A 16523-nucleotide genomic window follows, 5' to 3' on the forward strand; every position below is an offset into this window, starting at 1 on the left:
CATAAGTCGACGGCGCTTGCGCTTGTAGGAATTGGCCGACCACCCCCGCAGCCAGGCCCGGCGGGGGAATTCCAGCGCGAACGCCCGATTCCGCTCATAATGTCGGCGGTGCCGGGCTGCGCCCCCGCCTTTTGACCAAGAATTCCGGTATGAACGACACAGAAATTGAGCTGATCGACTCGGCGCGCCTGCCGACGCGATTCGGCGACTTCACGGCGCACGCCTTCAAGGGCGCCGATTCAGGCATCGAACACCTGGCCCTCAGCGTGGGCGATGTGGCGGGCGACAACGTGCTGATCCGCATGCATTCCGAATGCCTGACCGGTGACGTGTTCGGCTCTTGCCGCTGCGATTGCGGACCGCAACTCGAACTCGCCATGGAAAAGATCGCCGCCGAGGGCCGCGGCATCCTGCTGTACCTGCGCGGCCACGAAGGGCGCGGCATCGGCCTGGCGGAAAAGATCCGCGCCTACCGCCTGCAAGACGGCGGCCTCGACACCGTCGACGCCAACCTGGCCCTGGGCCAGGCCATCGACGCCCGCAACTACGCCTTTGCGGCGGACCTGCTGCACCAGTGGGGCGTCAAATCCGTGCGCCTGATGAGCAACAACCCGCTGAAGGCCGCCGCGCTCGAGAAGGCGGGCATTACCGTCACTGAGCAACTGCGCCACATCGTGCCGTCCAACGCCGAAAACGAGAAATACCTGGCGACCAAGCGCACGCGGATGGGGCATCTGCTCGACTGAACGCGCTTGCGCGTGTGTTGCCCCGGCAGGGGCATTTCTTGGTCCATATAGTTGCCAATGGCAACTATTGCCCATAGAATCCATCGGCCGCCCCACATACTGCCTACATGTCCAACGCAACCGGCTCCACCCATTCGATCCTCGAATTCATGTCGTTCCGCCTGAACCGGCTCTGCGAAATGACCAAGAATTCGGCCTCCGGCTTCTACGAGCGGGAATTCGGCATCGGCCTGCGCGAACTGCGTGTGCTGCGTTTTGCCGGGCTGGAACCCGGCTTGACGCTGACGCGATTGATGGAACTGGTGCTGCTGGAGAAAACAGTGACATCGAAGCTGGTCACCGCGCTGGCAAAGCGGGGTTTGCTGCGTCGGGAAGTCGGAGAGGCCGATGCCCGGCAGTTGAACCTGTACCTGACGCCTGCCGGCGAAGCGCTGGTGGCCCAGACCTACCAGCGCGGCGACGTGCTGGAGAAGATGTTCCTGTCGGTGCTGACCGAGGCCGAGGTGAAGACGCTGGATCGCTGCATCGACAAGCTCACCAACGCCCTGATCGCACATCAGCAGGGCACGCAGGCACTGGCGGACTGAGGCGAGGGCAGCGACCCCCGATCAAAAATAATGCAAGGAGACAGCATGTCGTTGAAACCCCATTGGAAATCCCCGCGGTCATGGCGCCGCCTGGCTGGCGTGACCCTGTTCGCGGCGAGCTTGCCGGCGTGGAGCCAGCCCGCCGCCAGTGCGCCCAGCGCAGCGCCTCCGGCCGCCGTACCGGCCACGACGGTGGCGGCGGCGCTGGCCACCGATCCGAACCTGATGGGCTGGATGCAGGGCTTTCCGCCGCCGCCAGACAAACTGATCACCCATGTGCCGGGGGGCAACCGGTTTCCGCGCAACCGCTGGCTGTTCTCGCATGTGCGCGAACTGGGGCCGACTGCATCGGTATGGCGCGGACCCGGACCGGCCAGCACGCTGCCGCGCGCGGAGCAGCCCATCGGCGCAATCCCGTTCACCGATGCCGACGGTACGCGCCGCACCTTCGACGAGATGCTGGCGCTGACCTATACCGACGGCATCCTGGTGATGCACCAGGGCAAGGTCATCTACGAGCGCTATTTCGGCGCGCTCGACAGCCATACGCCGCATATCGCGATGTCGGTGACCAAGTCGTTCGTCGGCACGCTCGCCGCCATGCTGGCGGCGGAAGGCAAGCTCGACCCGGCCGCGCCGGTGACGCGCTACCTGCCAGAGATGGCCGGTACCGCGTATGGCGATGCCACGGTGCGTCAGGTGATGGACATGACCATCGGCGTGCGCTACTCCGAGGACTATGCCGATCCCAAGGCCGAGGTCTGGGACTACGCGCGCGCCGGCGGCATGCTGGCGCGCCCGGCCAACTACAACGGCCCCGGCACGTTCTATGACTTCCTGAAGACGCTGCAGAAGGAGGGCAGCCACGATGCCGCGTTCGCCTACAAGACCGTCAATGCCGAGTTGCTGGCGTGGATCGTGCGGCGCGTCTCGGGCCAGTCGCTGGCGAAGCTGCTGTCCGAGCGCATCTGGCAGCCGATGGGCGCCGAGCAGGACGCGTATTTCACCGTCGACAGCATCGGCACCGAATCCGGCGGCGGCGGGCTCAACACCACGCTGCGCGATCTCGCGCGCTTTGGCGAGACCATCCGCGCCAACGGGCGCTTCAACGGCAAGCAGATCATCCCGGCGTCGGTGGTGGCCGATATCCGCCGCGGCGGCAGCCGCGAGCTGTTCGCCAGGTCCGGCAGCGCAGCGGTGTTGCCGGGCTGGAGCTATCGCGATATGTGGTGGGTCTCGCACGACAGCCACGGCATGTTCCAGGCCGCCGGCATCCATGGCCAGCGGATCTACATCGACCCGCAAGCCGAGCTGACCATCGTGCGCTACGCCTCGCACCCGGTGGCCGGCAATGCGGCCAACAACGCGATCACGTTCCGGGCCTTCAGGGCCGTGGCGGAATCGCTGTCGCGCTAGCGCGGCGCACGGGGCGGGGTGACATCGATCATTCCGCCTTGATGCTCTGCTTGCGGATGAGCTCCGCACCGGTACCGGTTCGTCCTCCAGTCGGCCTCGCGCCACATGGACAAGGACGCCATTCTTCCCGAGCGCGTCGGGTCACAAGCCGGTTGCGATCCCCGCACATTGGCATGCCTACGGGTTTGTCCCACCTCCGCGCCGTAGCACCTTGAATTTATTGAGCTAACCGCCGCGGACGCACCGTTTGGCCGGCACTGCGCAGCGAAAACCACCTTGACCGAATCTCGCTGGCGACGATAATGCCAACCACTGCAAACGTTTGCAATGGAGGGCAGATGGAAACCTACGTAGAACACGCGCAGCAATCCCCGAACGGTCCGCTTTCACTGGTCGAAGACGAGCAGTCGGTCACCCGCATCGTCGAGGCCGCGATGGCGAATACCTCCGACCCGCGCCTGCGCTTTGTCATGGGTGCGCTGGTCAGGCATCTGCACGCCTTCTTGAGGGAGGCGCGCCTGACCGATGCGGAATTCGAGTTCGCGCTGGAGTTCGTGGCCCGCCTGGGCCAGGCCACGCATGCCACGCACAACGAAGTCGTGCTGGCCGCGGACGTGCTCGGGCTGTCGACCCTGGTGACGGTGATGAACAACGGCACGCGGCACGGACGCACGCCGGGGGCGCTGCTGGGGCCGTTCTACCGCGCCAGCGCGCCGCGCTATGCGTGCGGTGACTGTGTGGTGCAGGACAACCCGCCTGGGCTGCCCCTGTTCGTCAGCGGCACCGTGCGCGCCACCGATGGCACGCCGCTGTCGGGTGCACTGGTCGAAATCTGGCAGGCTTCACCGGTGGGCCTGTACGACAACCAGGATCCGTCCCAGCCCGACCGCAACCTGCGCGGCTGCTTCCATGCCGATGAAGGCGGCCATTACCATTTCCGCTCCGTGCGCCCGGCAGGCTATCCGGTGCCGACCGACGGGCCGGTGGGCACCCTGCTTGCCGCGCAGCGGCGCCATCCGTACCGGCCGGCACATATCCATTTCATCGTCGCGGCGCCGGGCTACCGCACGCTGGTGACGCAGGTATTCGCCGACGAACCGGCCCAGCTCGCATCCGATGTCACCTTTGGCGTGCACCGGCAACTCGTCGGCCAACTGCAGCGGCACGACCAGGGGTATAGCCCGTGGGGCGACGTGCCGGCGCCGTTCTTTACGCTCGAGTTCGATTTCACGCTCGAGCCAGGCGAGCAGACCTTTCCCAAGCCGCCCATCGACTGAGCGCGGCTTGCGCATCATCCCTTACTACCCACATCGAAACCATGAGCGCATCTTCTCTTTCCGGCAAGGTAGCCGTGATCCTCGGAGGCAGCGGTGGCATTGGCCTTGCAGCCGGCGAGACGCTGGCGCGCCTGGGCGCCAGCATCGTGCTGGCGGGCCGCGATCCCGACAAGACCGCCAGCGCCGCTGCCGCGCTGCCGGCCGGCAACCATCTGGCCGCGGTGGCCGAGATCGGTGACAGCGCATCGCTGCGGCGGCTGGCCGACGAAACCAGCCACCACTACGGGCGCGTGGATATCCTGGTGAACAGCGCGGGCTTTACGCGGGCCATTCCGCATGCCGACCTCGACGCGCTGGACGACGCCCTGATCGACGAACTGTTCGCCATCAACTGGCGCGGCCAGTTCGCGGCGATCCGCGCCTTTGCGCCGCTGCTGCGGGCCAACGGCGACGGGCTGGTGGTCAATGTCGGCTCGATCGCGGGCCGCACCGGGCAGGGCAGCAACGTAGCCTACTGCGCGGCCAAGGCCGGCCTCGACGTCATGGCGATGTCGCTGGGGCGGGCGCTGGCGCCCGCGATCCGCGTGCTCAATGTCTCGCCGGGCGTGGTCGACACCGGATTCGTGCCGGGGCGCGATGACAGCTTCAACGAGCGCGCTGCCCGGACCACGCCGCTGCGCCGCATCGGCCAGGCGCAAGACGTGGCCGATGCCATCGCCGCCTGTGCCACCTCGCTGCGCTTCGCCACCGGCACCACCATCGTCGTCGATGGCGGCCGCCAGCTGGGCTAGGCCGCAGCCAAGCCAATCACCCACGTTCTGAACACACCATGCATGCACGCAAGACCATCATCACCTGCGCGGTGACCGGCAACATCGTCACCCCAGAACAGCATCCCGGCCTGCCGGTCACGCCGGCACAGATCGCCGAGGCTGCGCTTGAAGCCGCCGAAGCCGGCGCCGCCGCCGCCCATATCCATGTGCGCGACCCCGAGACCGGACGCCCATCGATGTCGCTCGACTATTACGCCGACGTCATGGACCGCATCCGCAAGCGCAACCGCGCGCTTTTCATCAACCTCACCACCGGGCCGGGCGGGCGCTTCGTGCCGAGCGAGGACGAGCCCCGCGTGGCCGCGCCAGGGACCACGCTGCTGCACCCGTCGAAGCGTGTCGAGCACATTGCAGCGCTGCGGCCGGACGTATGCTCGCTCGATTTGAACACCATGAATTCCGGCGCCGACGTGGTCATCAACACGCCCGCCAACGTGCGCAAGATGGCAGGCATCATCCGTGCCGCCGGCGTGATGCCGGAGCTGGAGATCTTCGATTCCGGCGACCTCAACATGGCCCTCGATTTCATCCGCGAAGGGGTGCTGGACGGCCCCGGGCTCTGGACCTTCGTGCTGGGCGTCAAGTACGGCTTTGCACCCACGCCGGAAACGATCTTCTACGCCCGCAACATGCTGCCCGCCGGCGCGCACTGGTCCGCCTTTGGCATCGGCCGCGCGGAATTTCCGATCGTCGCGCAGGCGTGGCTGGCCGGCGGCCATGTGCGCGTCGGTCTGGAAGACAACATCTACCTGGAGAAGGGCGTGCTCGCGCCCGACAACGCCGCGCTGGTCGCCAAGGCGCGCGACATTGTCCGCTCGCTCGGCGGCGAGCTTGCCTCCCCGGCGGAGGCGCGCCGCACGCTTGGCCTGCGCGAGGCGTGAAGCAACTGCCGCATGCCACATTTCAACCTAACCGAAGCCATCATGAACGCTATCCGAGTTACGCAGAAAGCCAACGATATCGAGACCCTGCAGCTGGAACTGCAAGGCATGCCGCGTCCGCAAGCGACGGCTGATCAGTGCATCATCGAAGTCGCCAGTGCCGGGGTCAACCCCAGCGACGTGAAAGCGACGCTGGGCCTGATGCCACATGCGGTCTGGCCGCGCACGCCCGGCCGCGACTATGCCGGCCTGGTGGTCGATGGCCCGTCGCAACTGCTGGGGCTGCAGGTGTGGGGCAGCGGCGGCGAACTGGGCATTCGCCGCGACGGCACCCATGGCAAGTATCTGCGCATTGACGCGGCCGCGGTGCGCGCCAAGCCGGAATCGGTATCGCTGCTGGAAGCGGGCGCGGTGGGCGTGCCGTTCATCACGGCCTATGAAGGACTGCGCCGCGCGGGCATGCCGCAGCCCGGCAGCACCGTGCTGGTGTGTGGAGGCAATGGCAAGGTCGGGCAGGCCACCATCCAGATCGCCACGGCGCTGGGCGCGCGTGTCTTTGCCGTGGAACGCACGGCCCAGCCTTACCGCGGCCATGCGAGCGGCGCGGTGCGCATGATCGATGCCAGCCGCGAGCCGATTGCCGAGGTCGTGCGCGAAGAGACCGGCGGGCACGGCGCGGACATCGTCTACAACACCGTCGGCAGTCCGTACTTCGAGCAGGCCAACCGCAGCATGGCGATCGGCGCCGCGCAGATCTTCATCTCGACCATCGAGAAGCCGGTGCCGTTCGATATCTTCGCCTTCTATCGCGGCCAGCATACCTATGTGGGCGTGGACACGCTGGCGCTCGACAGCAGCGCCTGCGCCGGGATCCTGGACCAATTGGCGCCGATGTTCGCCAGCGGCAAGCTGCGGCCGTTCCCGGTACTGCCCGATTACACCTACTCGCTGACGCAGGCCAGGGAGGCCTACCGTGCCGTGCTGGAGGGCGCGGTGGAACGCGTGGTGCTCAAGCCATGAACGTCACCCGGTTCGCCCAGGCGCCGGCGTACTTTCCGGCGAATCATGAGGGCATGCATTGCCTGCGCCTGCAAGGCCATGAAGCGGGGCCCGCGGTGTCGCTGTGGCTCGGCGTCTCGGTGCTGCTGCCGGGCGGGCATACCGCGCTGGATGCCTCGGCGGTGGAAAAGCACTACGTCGTGCTGGAAGGCGAGGTCTGCATCCGCACGTCGGAACAAACGGTGCTGCTGGGGCAGTTCGATTCGGTCCGGCTTGCGCCCGGCGAAGCGCGCCAGGTATCGAATCCGGGCAATCGTCCGGCGATGCTGTTGCTGGCGATGCCGTTGGCGAAAAGCTGATTTTTTCGGTCAGTTTTGCAAACGATTGCAGAGACGGAAGCTCCGCCGACCAGGCACCACGACCACCACGACCACCACAACAAGGAAAAGGAGACAACCATGACAATCGCCCCCATGCGCCAAAGGGCCTGGCTGCTGGCAGCCAGTGCCACGGCGTGCTGGGCCGGGCAGGCTGGCGCTCAGTCCACCGTAACCCTGTATGGGCGCCTTAACACGGCACTGGAATATGCCCGCGCCAACACGGCCACCGACGGCACGCATCTTGGCGGCACCGGCCGGCTGACCAACAATCGCTCCGTCTTCGGCATGCGTGGAGAAGAAGGGCTGGGCGGCAGCCTCAAGGCGATCTGGCAGATCGAGAGCAATCTGTCGCTGGATAGCGGCCAGGGCCAGATCGCTGGCCGCAATTCGCGCATCGGCCTGCAGGGCAAGGCGGGGACCTTGTTCATGGGCCACTGGCAGACGCCCTATACCGAGGCGACCGCGGGCTACGACCCGTATTACCCCACCACCGCCGGATACATGGCGCTGATGGGCAACGGCTCGGCGTCGAGCACGGACAACGTGCAGGACACCAGTTCATTCGACCGTCGCCAGAAAAACATCCTGGTCTACAAGACGCCGTCGCTGGCGGGGTTCAGCGGCGCGGCGGCCTGGGGCATCAACGAGGAGAAGATCAGCGTGCCGCGCAATCCGGGGCTGTACTCCTTTTCCGCGGCCTATGACAACGGCCCGCTCAACGTGGTGCTGGCTTACGAACTCCATCAGCACTACCAGACCGCGGGCCGCCATGACGACGCGATGAAGGCTGGCGTGTCGTACAAGTTTCCCAGCACCACCGTCGCGCTGATCTATGAGCGGCTGCACTACCGCACGGCCACCGGGGATCTGACGCGCAACGGCTATTACGCATCGCTGGTGCAGAAGCTGGGGCCGGGGAGCATGCGCGTGGGCTTTGCGCTGGCCGGCAATGGCGCCGGCAATGCCACGGAGACAGTGGGATTCTTCCGCAGCGGCGGGGAAACTGGCGCCACGCAGCTAACGGTGGGCTACGACTATCCGCTGTCAAAGCGCACCGCGCTATACGCCTTTTACAGCCGCATCAACAACAAGCGGAATGCGATCTACGACTTTGCCATCAACGAACTGGGCGTCAGCGCCGGCGCCGATCCACAGACCTTTGCCCTTGGCATGCGGCACGTCTTCTAAGTTCGCCGCATCGACCCAACCGGAGTGAGGAGACAGACCATGAACCGATACATCCGAGGCGCCGTCCTGGCGCTGAGCTCGACATTCATGCTTGCCGCGGCACCCGCCGCGATGGCCCAACCGCAGTACCCCAGCAAGCCCATCCGTCTGGTGGTGCCGTTTTCCGCGGGCAGCGCCACCGACATCCTGGCTCGCATCATTGGGACCAAGATGGCAGAAGGCGGCGCCTACCAGATCATCGTCGACAACCGTCCCGGCGCCGGTGGCACGCTCGGCGCGACCGCTGTCGCCAAGGCCGCGCCCGACGGCTACACCTTGATCCTGGTGTCGGTTGGCCATGCGATCAATGCCACGCTGTACCCCAAGCTGGCTTATGACACGGTCAAGGATTTCACGCCGGTGTCGCTGGTGGCGACGGTGCCCAACGTGCTGGTCGTCAACGCTGGCAGCAAATACAAGGCGGTGCGCGACGTGGTGACGGCTGCCAAGGCGGCGCCCGGGACACTGAATTTCGATTCGGCCGGCTCCGGCAGTTCCACCCACCTCAGCGGTGAGATGTTCAAGTTGCAGGCCGGCATCGATATCGTCCATATCCCGTACAAGGGCACTGGCGAGGCGCTGACCGACGTCATGGCTGGCCGCGGCGACATGATGTTCGCCCCGACGGTGTCGGCCATGCCGTTCGTGCGGCAAGGCAAGCTGCGCGCGCTGGCGGTCACCACGGCCCGGCGCAGCAGTTCGCTGCCCGATATTCCGACCGTGGCGGAGTCCGGCTTGCCGGGCTATGCCTTCGACTCGTGGTTCGGCATCCTGGCGCCGGCCGGTACGCCGAAGGAGATCGTCGATACCCTGAACGCCGAAATCGGCAAGGCGCTGGCCGCGCCGGACGTGCGCGAACGCCTGGCAGCGCAGGGCGCGGAGCCGAAGCGCTCGTCACCGCAGGAATTCGCGTCGTATATCCAGGCAGAGATCGGCAAGCTGGCGCCGGTCATCCGTCAATCCGGGGCGCTTGCGGGGCAGTAGCGCCTGGCGCGGGCGGGGCGCCGGAGCACGGGGTGCGCGCTGGCTTAAAATGGCGTACTCCCATCCTTCCCCGCCATCACCCTCCATGCCCGAGCGCAAGCGCCTCACCCTCAAAGACCTGGCTGCCGAGATCGACGTGCATTACTCGACCGTGTCGCGGGTGATGAATCCGGCGACGCGGCATCTCGTGGCAGAGGACGTGGCGGCGCGCGTGCTGGCCGTTGCCGAGGCGCACGGCTTTTCTCCCAACCGCATCGCCGCCGGCCTGCGCACCCAGCGCTCCGGGCTGATCGGCGTGGTGCTGCCCGATATCGCCAACCCGGTGTTCCCGCCGATCCTGGCCGGGATCGAGGCCGTGCTTGCGCAGCAAAGCTACGTGCCGATCGTGGTCAATGCGGGCAGCGACAAGCGCCGGCAACGCTTTGTGATCGACCAGCTGCTCGGGCGGCAGGTCGAAGGGCTGGTGCTGGCCACCGCGGAACGGGAAGACCCGGTGCTGGAGTACTGCCTGGCACGGCATGTCCCCGTGGTGATGGTCAATCGCGGCGAAGGGTCGGGCGGCGTGTCCGCGGTGGTAAGCGACAGCGCGCGCGCCATGCAGCTGACGGTCGACCACCTGGTCGAACTGGGTCATCGGCGCATCGGACATATTGCCGGGCCGGCATCGCTGTCGACCGGCTACCTGCGCCGCGAGGGCTTTGTCCAGGCCGTCAGGCGCCATCGCCTGCGTCGCGCGGACTGGCACGTGGTCGAGGCATCCAGCTATTCCCGCAATGCGGGCCGGGTCGCCTGCGCGCAGCTGTTGGCCGCGTTGCCTGCGCTGACCGCGATTGCGGCGGCCAATGACCTGGTCGCGATGGGCTGCTATGACTACCTGCGCGAGCAGGGCCTGCGTTGTCCCGATGACGTCTCGGTCATCGGTCACAACGACATGCCATTCGTCGACGCACTGACGCCGCCGCTGACGACGATCCGGATCGCCGTGCACGAGATGGGCGAGGAGGCGGCGCGCCTTCTGCTCAGGAAGATCAGCAAGCCGGCCTCCGATCCGGTCACGGTGCAATTGCAGCCCCACCTCATCGTGCGGGGATCCACGGCGGCGCCGCGCCAGGGGTGAAACGCCGCCCCGAGGCGGCGGGCCAGTCTCGGCGCCATCGCGGCAGCTCCAGGAATCACAGCACTCGATACGAATTCCTTTCCAACCTGATAGACTGTATGGATGTACAGTGGTCCGGGGCCCTCCCGGCACTCCCTTAACGTCCTGATCCGAAAGAGAAACCGTGTCGAGCAAGCAGCTAATCCGCATTCGCGGCGCCCGCCAGCACAACCTCAAGGATGTCGATCTCGACCTGCGCCCCGGCGAGATGACCGTGGTGACCGGGCCGTCTGGCTCCGGCAAGTCCAGCCTGGTGTTCGACACGCTCTATGCCGAAGGCCAGCGCCGCTACGTCGAGACCTTCAGCGCCTACGCGCGCCAGTTCCTGGACCGGATGGACCGGCCTCAGGTCGAGCGCGTCGATGGCGTGCCGCCGGCGATTGCCATCGACCAGACCAACCCGGTGCGCAGCTCGCGGTCGACGGTCGGCACGATGACCGAGCTGAACGACCACCTGAAGCTGCTGTATGCGCGCGCCGCGGAGCTGTTCGACAAGCAGACCGCGCAGCCGGTGCGGCATGACTCGCCCGAAACCATTTACGCCGATCTGGTCGCGCGCACGGCCGCCGGCCAGCCGCACCACGACGCGCGGCTGGTGGTGACGTTCCCGGTGGAGCTGCCGGAATCGGCCACCGACGAGGAAGTGCAGCAGTGGCTGTCGGTCAGCGGCTATACGCGCGTGCAGGCGCAGCGCGTGGTGCAGTCGCCCACCGGCGCGCGCAAGCTGCTCGACGTGGTCGCGGACCGCTTCCGCATCGGCAATGCCGAGAAGGTGCGCGTGGTCGAGGCCATCGAGGCCTCGCTGAAGCGGGGTGGCGGGCGTGTCAACATCTACGTGCTGACCGATGGCGACGATGGCCCGGTGTGGCGCTATTCCACCGGCCTGCACAGCCCGGACAGCGACCTGCGCTATGCCGACCCGCAGCCCGCGCTGTTTTCCTTCAACTCGGCCTACGGCGCCTGCGAAACCTGCCGCGGCTTCGGCCGCGTGATCGGGGTCGATCTGGGCCTGGTGATTCCCGACGCGCGCAAGACGCTGCGCGGCGGCGCGATCAAGCCGATGCAGACACCGGCCTGGAAGGAATGCCAGGACGACCTGATGCGCTATGCCGGCAAGGCCGGCATCCCGCGCGACACGCCCTGGGCTGAGCTGACCGAGGCCGAGCGCGATTGGGTCATCCATGGCTCGCCGGACTGGAACGGGCAGTGGAACAAGCAGTGGTACGGCGTGATGCGGTTCTTCAACTACCTCGAGTCGAAGGCCTACAAGATGCACATCCGCGTGCTGCTGTCGAAGTACCGCAGCTACACGCCATGCGAGACCTGCGGCGGCGCCCGCCTGAAGACCGAGTCGCTGCTGTGGCGCCTGGGCTCGAAGGACAATGCCGACGCCGTGCTGGCGCCGCAGCGCCGCTTCCTGCCGCGCGGCGTCGACTGGGACCGCACCCGGCTGGAAGCGCTGCCGGGCCTGACCGTGCATGACCTGATGCTGCTGCCGATCGAACGGATCCGCCGCTTCTTCGACGACCTGTCGCTGCCGAGCGCGATGCTGGACGACGCGCTCAAGCTGCTGCTGGCCGAGGTGCGCACGCGCCTGAAGTACCTGTGCGACGTAGGCCTGGGCTACCTGACGCTGGACCGCCAGAGCCGCACGCTGTCCGGCGGCGAGGTGCAGCGCATCAACCTGACCACGGCGCTGGGCACGTCGCTGGTCAACACGCTCTTCGTGCTGGACGAACCCAGCATCGGCCTGCACCCGCGCGACCTGAACCGCATCGTCGAGGCCATGCACCGGCTGCGCGACGCGGGCAATACGCTGGTGGTGGTCGAGCATGATCCGTCGGTGATGCTGGCCGCCGACCGCCTGATCGACATGGGCCCAGGTCCCGGCGAGCGCGGCGGCAACATCATCTTCGACGGCACCCCGGCGGATATCCGCCAGGCCGGCACGCTGACCGGCGACTACCTGGGCGGGCGCCGGCGCGTGGCCGATGCCTCGCACTGGCAGCGCCGCCCCGTCGACGCGAAGCAGCCGCGCATCGTGCTGGAGGGCGCCACCGAGCACAACCTGCAGGACGTCACGGTGGAGATCCCGCTGCAACGGCTGGTATGCGTGACCGGGGTATCCGGCTCGGGCAAGTCCACGCTGCTGCAGGACGTGCTGTATCCCGCCATGGCGCGGCACTTCGGCAAGGCCACCGAGTCGCCGGGCGCGTTCCGCCAGCTGACCGGTGCGGACCTGGTCGACGACGTGGTCTTCGTCGACCAGTCGCCGATCGGCAAGACCGCGCGCTCCAACCCGGCCAGCTATGTCGGCGCCTTCGACGAGATCCGCAAGCTCTTCGCCAGGGCCCCGCTGGCGCTGCAGCGCAGCTATACCGCGGGCACCTTCAGCTTCAACTCCGGCGACGGGCGTTGCCCGACCTGTGGCGGCTCCGGCTTCGAGCACGTCGAGATGCAGTTCCTCAGCGACGTCTACCTGCGCTGCCCGGACTGCGACGGCACCCGCTACCGTCCCGAAGTGCTCGAGGTAAAGATCGAGCGCGCCGCCCCCGGCCAGCCGCCACGCCTGCTCAGCATTGCCGACGTGCTGGAACTTACCGTCAGCGAGGCCGCGGCCTGCTTTGCCGGCGATGCGGCGGTGCTGCGCGTACTGCAGCCCATCGTCGATGTCGGGCTCGAATACATGAAGCTGGGCCAGCCGGTGCCGACGCTGTCGGGCGGCGAGGCGCAGCGCCTCAAGCTGGCCGGCTTCCTCGCCGAAGCCGCGCAGGCGACGCCGTCGCGCACCCGGCCCAGCACCATGCCGCGCCGGCTGTTCATGTTCGACGAGCCCACCACGGGCCTGCATTTCGACGATATCGCCAAGTTGATGCAGGCGTTCGGCAAGCTGCTCGACGGCGGGCATTCGCTGATCGTGATCGAGCACAACCTCGACGTGATCCGCGCCGCCGACTGGCTGATCGACCTGGGCCCCGAGGGCGGCGACGCGGGTGGGCGCGTGGTCTGCACCGGCACGCCCGAAGAGGTCAAGCGCTGCGCCGGGTCGCATACCGGCCAGGCGCTGATCCACTATGACGCGGCGCTTGTTGAAGCCGGCACGCTGGCCGCCGAACGTGCCGAACGCGCCGAGACCGAAGGCGTGCCGCTGCAGGCCGCGCTGCAGGCGCGGCGCGCGCGCCGCGAGGTGGAAGGCGAGGACGTGGTGCGCATCGTCAATGCGCACGAGCACAACCTGAAGGCGCTCAACGTCGACATCCCGCACGGCAAGTTCAACGTAGTCACCGGCGTGTCGGGCTCCGGCAAGTCGACGCTGGCGTTCGACATCCTGTTCCACGAGGGCCAGCGCCGCTACCTGGAATCGCTCAACGCCTATGCCCGTTCGATCGTGCAGCCCGCGGGCCGGCCCGAAGTCGATGCGGTCTACGGCATCCCGCCGACGGTGGCGATCGAGCAGCGCCTGTCGCGCGGCGGCCGCAAGAGCACGGTGGCGACCACCTCCGAGGTCTGGCACTTCCTGCGCCTGCTGTACGTCAAGCTTGGCATCCAGCACTGCGTGCACGACGGCGCGCCGGTGACCTCGCAGAGTCCCGAATCGATCGCCGCGCAGCTGCTGCGCGACCATCGCGGCCAGCACGTGGGGCTGCTGGCGCCGCTGGTGGTCAACCGCAAGGGCGTTTACACGGACCTGGCCAAGTGGGCCAAGGCACGCGGCAATACGCACCTGCGCGTCGACGGCGAATTCTTGCCGGTGGACCCGTGGCCGCGGCTGGACCGCTTCCGCGAGCACACCATCGAGCTGCCCGTCGGCGACCTGGTGGTGTCGGCCGAGAACGAGGCCGAACTGCGCGCGCTGCTGGCGCAGACGCTAGAGGCCGGCAAGGGCGTGATGCACCTGCTGGCGCCGCTGGACGGCCTCGACCATGCCATGCACAACGGCGGCACCGCGCACGTGGGCGAAGTCAAGGTGTTCTCGACCAAGCGTGCCTGCCCGCAATGCGGCACCAGCTATCCGGAGCTGGACCCGCGCATGTTCTCGTACAACAGCAAGCACGGCTGGTGCGGCACCTGCGTCGGCACCGGGCTGGCGTTGACGCGCGAGCAGCGCGCGGCCTTCGACGACACCGTGCTGGCCGACGACAACCGCGGCCGCGAGCAGAGCTTGCCGTCGGAAGAGCAGGAGCCCGAAGGCGTGGTCGACACGCCGTGCCCGGACTGCCACGGCACGCGCCTGAACCCGGTCGCGCGCGCGGTGACCTTCGATCAAAACGCGATCGTCGACGTGGCGCAGTGGACCGTATCGGAAACCCGTCGCTGGGTCGACGGGCTGCGCCTGGCCGGGCGCGATGCCGAGATCGCGCGCGACGTGGTCAGCGAGATCGGCAGCCGGCTGCAGTTCCTGGAAGAAGTGGGGCTGGGCTACCTGAGCCTGGACCGTGCCGCGCCCAGCCTGTCCGGCGGCGAGGCGCAACGCATCCGGCTGGCGGCGCAGCTCGGCAGCAACCTGCAGGGCGTCTGCTACGTGCTGGACGAGCCCACCATCGGCCTGCATCCGCGCGACAACCAGATCCTGCTGGACGCGCTGCGCAAGCTGGGCGACAAGGGCAACACGCTGGTGGTGGTCGAGCACGACGAAGACACCATCCGCCGCGCCGACCATATCATCGATATCGGCCCGGGCGCGGGCAAGCGCGGCGGCACGTTGGTGGCGCAGGGCGGCGTGGCCGAGCTGGCCGCGGCGACGGCCTCCACCACCGGCCAGTTCCTGGCCAACCCGATCGTCCATCCGCTGCAGCCGCGGCGCAAGGTCAGGCCCGGCGCCGCGGGCAAGCCGGCCGATCCGCCGGAATGGTTGACGGTGCACGGCGCGTCGCTGCACAACCTGCGCAATGTGACCGCGCGCCTGCCGCTGTCGCGGCTGGTGGCGATCACCGGGGTGTCGGGCTCGGGCAAGTCGACGCTGGCGCGCGATGTGCTGATGACCAACCTGCTCGATGCGGTGGGCCGCTCGGTGCTGTCGTCGCCGGCCACCCGGCGCGCGCGCAATGCGGCCAAGGATGACAACAGCGCGGGCAAGGCCGGTGCCAGGAAGCCGCTCAACGTCCAGCACAACTGGCATGGCTGCGAGGCGATTACCGGCTGGGAATCGATCGACCGCGTGCTGGAAGTGGACCAGACCCCGATCGGCAAGACCCCGCGCTCCTGTCCGGCAACTTATATCGGCGTATGGGACACCATCCGCCGGCTGTTCGCCGATACGCTGGAAGCGCGCGCACGCGGCTACACTGCGTCGCGCTTCTCGTTCAACACCGGCGACGGGCGCTGCCCGGCGTGCGAGGGGCAGGGCGTGCGCACCATCGGCATGAGCTTCCTGCCGGACGTGAAGGTGCCGTGCGATGTCTGCCACGGCCAGCGCTTCAATCCTGAGACCCTGGCCGTGACCTGGCGCGGCAAGAATATCGGCGAAGTGCTGACCATGGAGATCGACGAGGCGGTGGAGTTCTTCTCGGCCATGTCGAACATCGCCCATCCGCTGCAGCTGATGAAGGATGTGGGCCTGGGCTACCTGACCCTGGGCCAGCCGTCGCCGACGCTGTCCGGCGGCGAGGCGCAGCGCATCAAGCTGGTGACGGAGCTGAGCAAGGTGCGCGACGACATCACGCGGCGCGGCCAGAAGGCGCCGCACACGCTGTACGTGCTCGACGAACCGACCGTGGGCCTGCACATGGCCGACGTGGCGCGGCTGATCCGCGTGCTGCACCGGCTCACCGACGGCGGCCATAGCGTGGTGGTGATCGAGCATGACCTCGACGTGATTGCCGAGGCCGACTGGATCATCGACCTGGGTCCCGAAGGCGGCGCGGGCGGCGGCACCATCGTCGGCGCGGCCGATCCCGAAGCGCTGTCGCGCAACCGCGCCAGCCATACGGGCGCGGCGCTGGTGCCGGTGCTGTCGCGCGGCAACGCCGACGCGGGCAAGGTGAGTATCGCCTGAGGCCGGCCAGGTCAGGAAAGCGGCGGCGCGAAAGGCGTACGG

The 16523-nt window shown here is 67.7% G+C and carries 12 protein-coding genes; all 12 read left to right on the plus strand.

What is annotated here, in order from left to right; translation table 11 throughout:
* Nucleotides 1–149: 149 nt before the first annotated feature.
* A complete protein-coding gene (gene ribA, locus C7416_RS04465; protein WP_111517290.1) occupies nucleotides 150–746 on the plus strand; it encodes a GTP cyclohydrolase II in 597 nt (198 codons plus the stop codon).
* Between the two features lie 107 nt (nucleotides 747–853).
* Nucleotides 854–1333: a MarR family winged helix-turn-helix transcriptional regulator gene (locus C7416_RS04470; protein ID WP_111517291.1), complete on the plus strand. Its 480-nt coding sequence runs from the start codon at nucleotides 854–856 to the stop codon at nucleotides 1331–1333.
* A gap of 45 nt (nucleotides 1334–1378) precedes the next feature.
* Nucleotides 1379–2749 (plus strand): serine hydrolase domain-containing protein, encoded by a 1371-nt coding sequence (locus C7416_RS04475; protein ID WP_111517292.1) that lies wholly within the window; start codon nucleotides 1379–1381, stop codon nucleotides 2747–2749.
* 338 nt (nucleotides 2750–3087) lie between these two features.
* Entirely contained in the window at nucleotides 3088–4026 is a 939-nt protein-coding gene (locus tag C7416_RS04480; protein WP_111517293.1) for a dioxygenase family protein, read from the plus strand.
* Nucleotides 4027–4067: 41 nt separating this feature from the next.
* Nucleotides 4068–4817 carry an SDR family NAD(P)-dependent oxidoreductase gene (locus C7416_RS04485; protein WP_111517294.1) on the plus strand — a complete coding sequence of 250 codons (750 nt, stop codon included), beginning with the start codon at nucleotides 4068–4070 and terminating at the stop codon, nucleotides 4815–4817.
* A 38-nt stretch (nucleotides 4818–4855) separates the two neighbouring features.
* A complete protein-coding gene (locus C7416_RS04490) occupies nucleotides 4856–5740 on the plus strand; it encodes a beta-keto acid cleavage family enzyme (protein WP_111517295.1) in 885 nt (294 codons plus the stop codon).
* Nucleotides 5741–5782: 42 nt separating this feature from the next.
* Entirely contained in the window at nucleotides 5783–6760 is a 978-nt protein-coding gene (locus C7416_RS04495) for a quinone oxidoreductase family protein (protein WP_111517501.1), read from the plus strand.
* Nucleotides 6757–7098, plus strand: coding sequence for a cupin domain-containing protein (locus tag C7416_RS04500; RefSeq protein WP_111517296.1), 342 nt, complete (start codon nucleotides 6757–6759; stop codon nucleotides 7096–7098). Before C7416_RS04495 ends, C7416_RS04500 begins: the two co-directional genes overlap by 4 nt.
* A 114-nt stretch (nucleotides 7099–7212) precedes the next feature.
* Entirely contained in the window at nucleotides 7213–8307 is a 1095-nt protein-coding gene (locus C7416_RS04505) for a porin (RefSeq protein ID WP_111517297.1), read from the plus strand.
* Nucleotides 8308–8346: 39 nt separating this feature from the next.
* Nucleotides 8347–9330: a tripartite tricarboxylate transporter substrate binding protein gene (locus C7416_RS04510; RefSeq protein WP_111517298.1), complete on the plus strand. Its 984-nt coding sequence runs from the start codon at nucleotides 8347–8349 to the stop codon at nucleotides 9328–9330.
* 85 nt (nucleotides 9331–9415) lie between these two features.
* Entirely contained in the window at nucleotides 9416–10447 is a 1032-nt protein-coding gene (locus C7416_RS04515) for a LacI family DNA-binding transcriptional regulator (protein ID WP_373425119.1), read from the plus strand.
* A gap of 163 nt (nucleotides 10448–10610) precedes the next feature.
* The gene (gene uvrA / locus C7416_RS04520) at nucleotides 10611–16481 is read left to right on the plus strand and encodes an excinuclease ABC subunit UvrA (protein WP_111517300.1); all 5871 of its coding nucleotides are present in this window, start codon (nucleotides 10611–10613) and stop codon (nucleotides 16479–16481) included.
* Nucleotides 16482–16523 lie beyond the last annotated feature (42 nt).

Origin of the sequence: Cupriavidus phytorum (assembly GCF_003254285.1) — a bacterium.
Taxonomy (GTDB): domain Bacteria; phylum Pseudomonadota; class Gammaproteobacteria; order Burkholderiales; family Burkholderiaceae; genus Cupriavidus; species Cupriavidus phytorum.

Coding starts and splice junctions, on each gene's coding strand:
- C7416_RS04495 (WP_111517501.1), top strand. CDS start 5,783: ATGAACGCTATCCGAGTTACGCAGAAAGCCAACGATATCGAGACCCTG.
- C7416_RS04515 (WP_373425119.1), top strand. CDS start 9,416: ATGCCCGAGCGCAAGCGCCTCACCCTCAAAGACCTGGCTGCCGAGATC.
- C7416_RS04470 (WP_111517291.1), top strand. CDS start 854: ATGTCCAACGCAACCGGCTCCACCCATTCGATCCTCGAATTCATGTCG.
- C7416_RS04490 (WP_111517295.1), top strand. CDS start 4,856: ATGCATGCACGCAAGACCATCATCACCTGCGCGGTGACCGGCAACATC.
- C7416_RS04475 (WP_111517292.1), top strand. CDS start 1,379: ATGTCGTTGAAACCCCATTGGAAATCCCCGCGGTCATGGCGCCGCCTG.
- C7416_RS04480 (WP_111517293.1), top strand. CDS start 3,088: ATGGAAACCTACGTAGAACACGCGCAGCAATCCCCGAACGGTCCGCTT.
- C7416_RS04510 (WP_111517298.1), top strand. CDS start 8,347: ATGAACCGATACATCCGAGGCGCCGTCCTGGCGCTGAGCTCGACATTC.
- C7416_RS04500 (WP_111517296.1), top strand. CDS start 6,757: ATGAACGTCACCCGGTTCGCCCAGGCGCCGGCGTACTTTCCGGCGAAT.
- C7416_RS04505 (WP_111517297.1), top strand. CDS start 7,213: ATGCGCCAAAGGGCCTGGCTGCTGGCAGCCAGTGCCACGGCGTGCTGG.
- ribA (WP_111517290.1), top strand. CDS start 150: ATGAACGACACAGAAATTGAGCTGATCGACTCGGCGCGCCTGCCGACG.
- C7416_RS04485 (WP_111517294.1), top strand. CDS start 4,068: ATGAGCGCATCTTCTCTTTCCGGCAAGGTAGCCGTGATCCTCGGAGGC.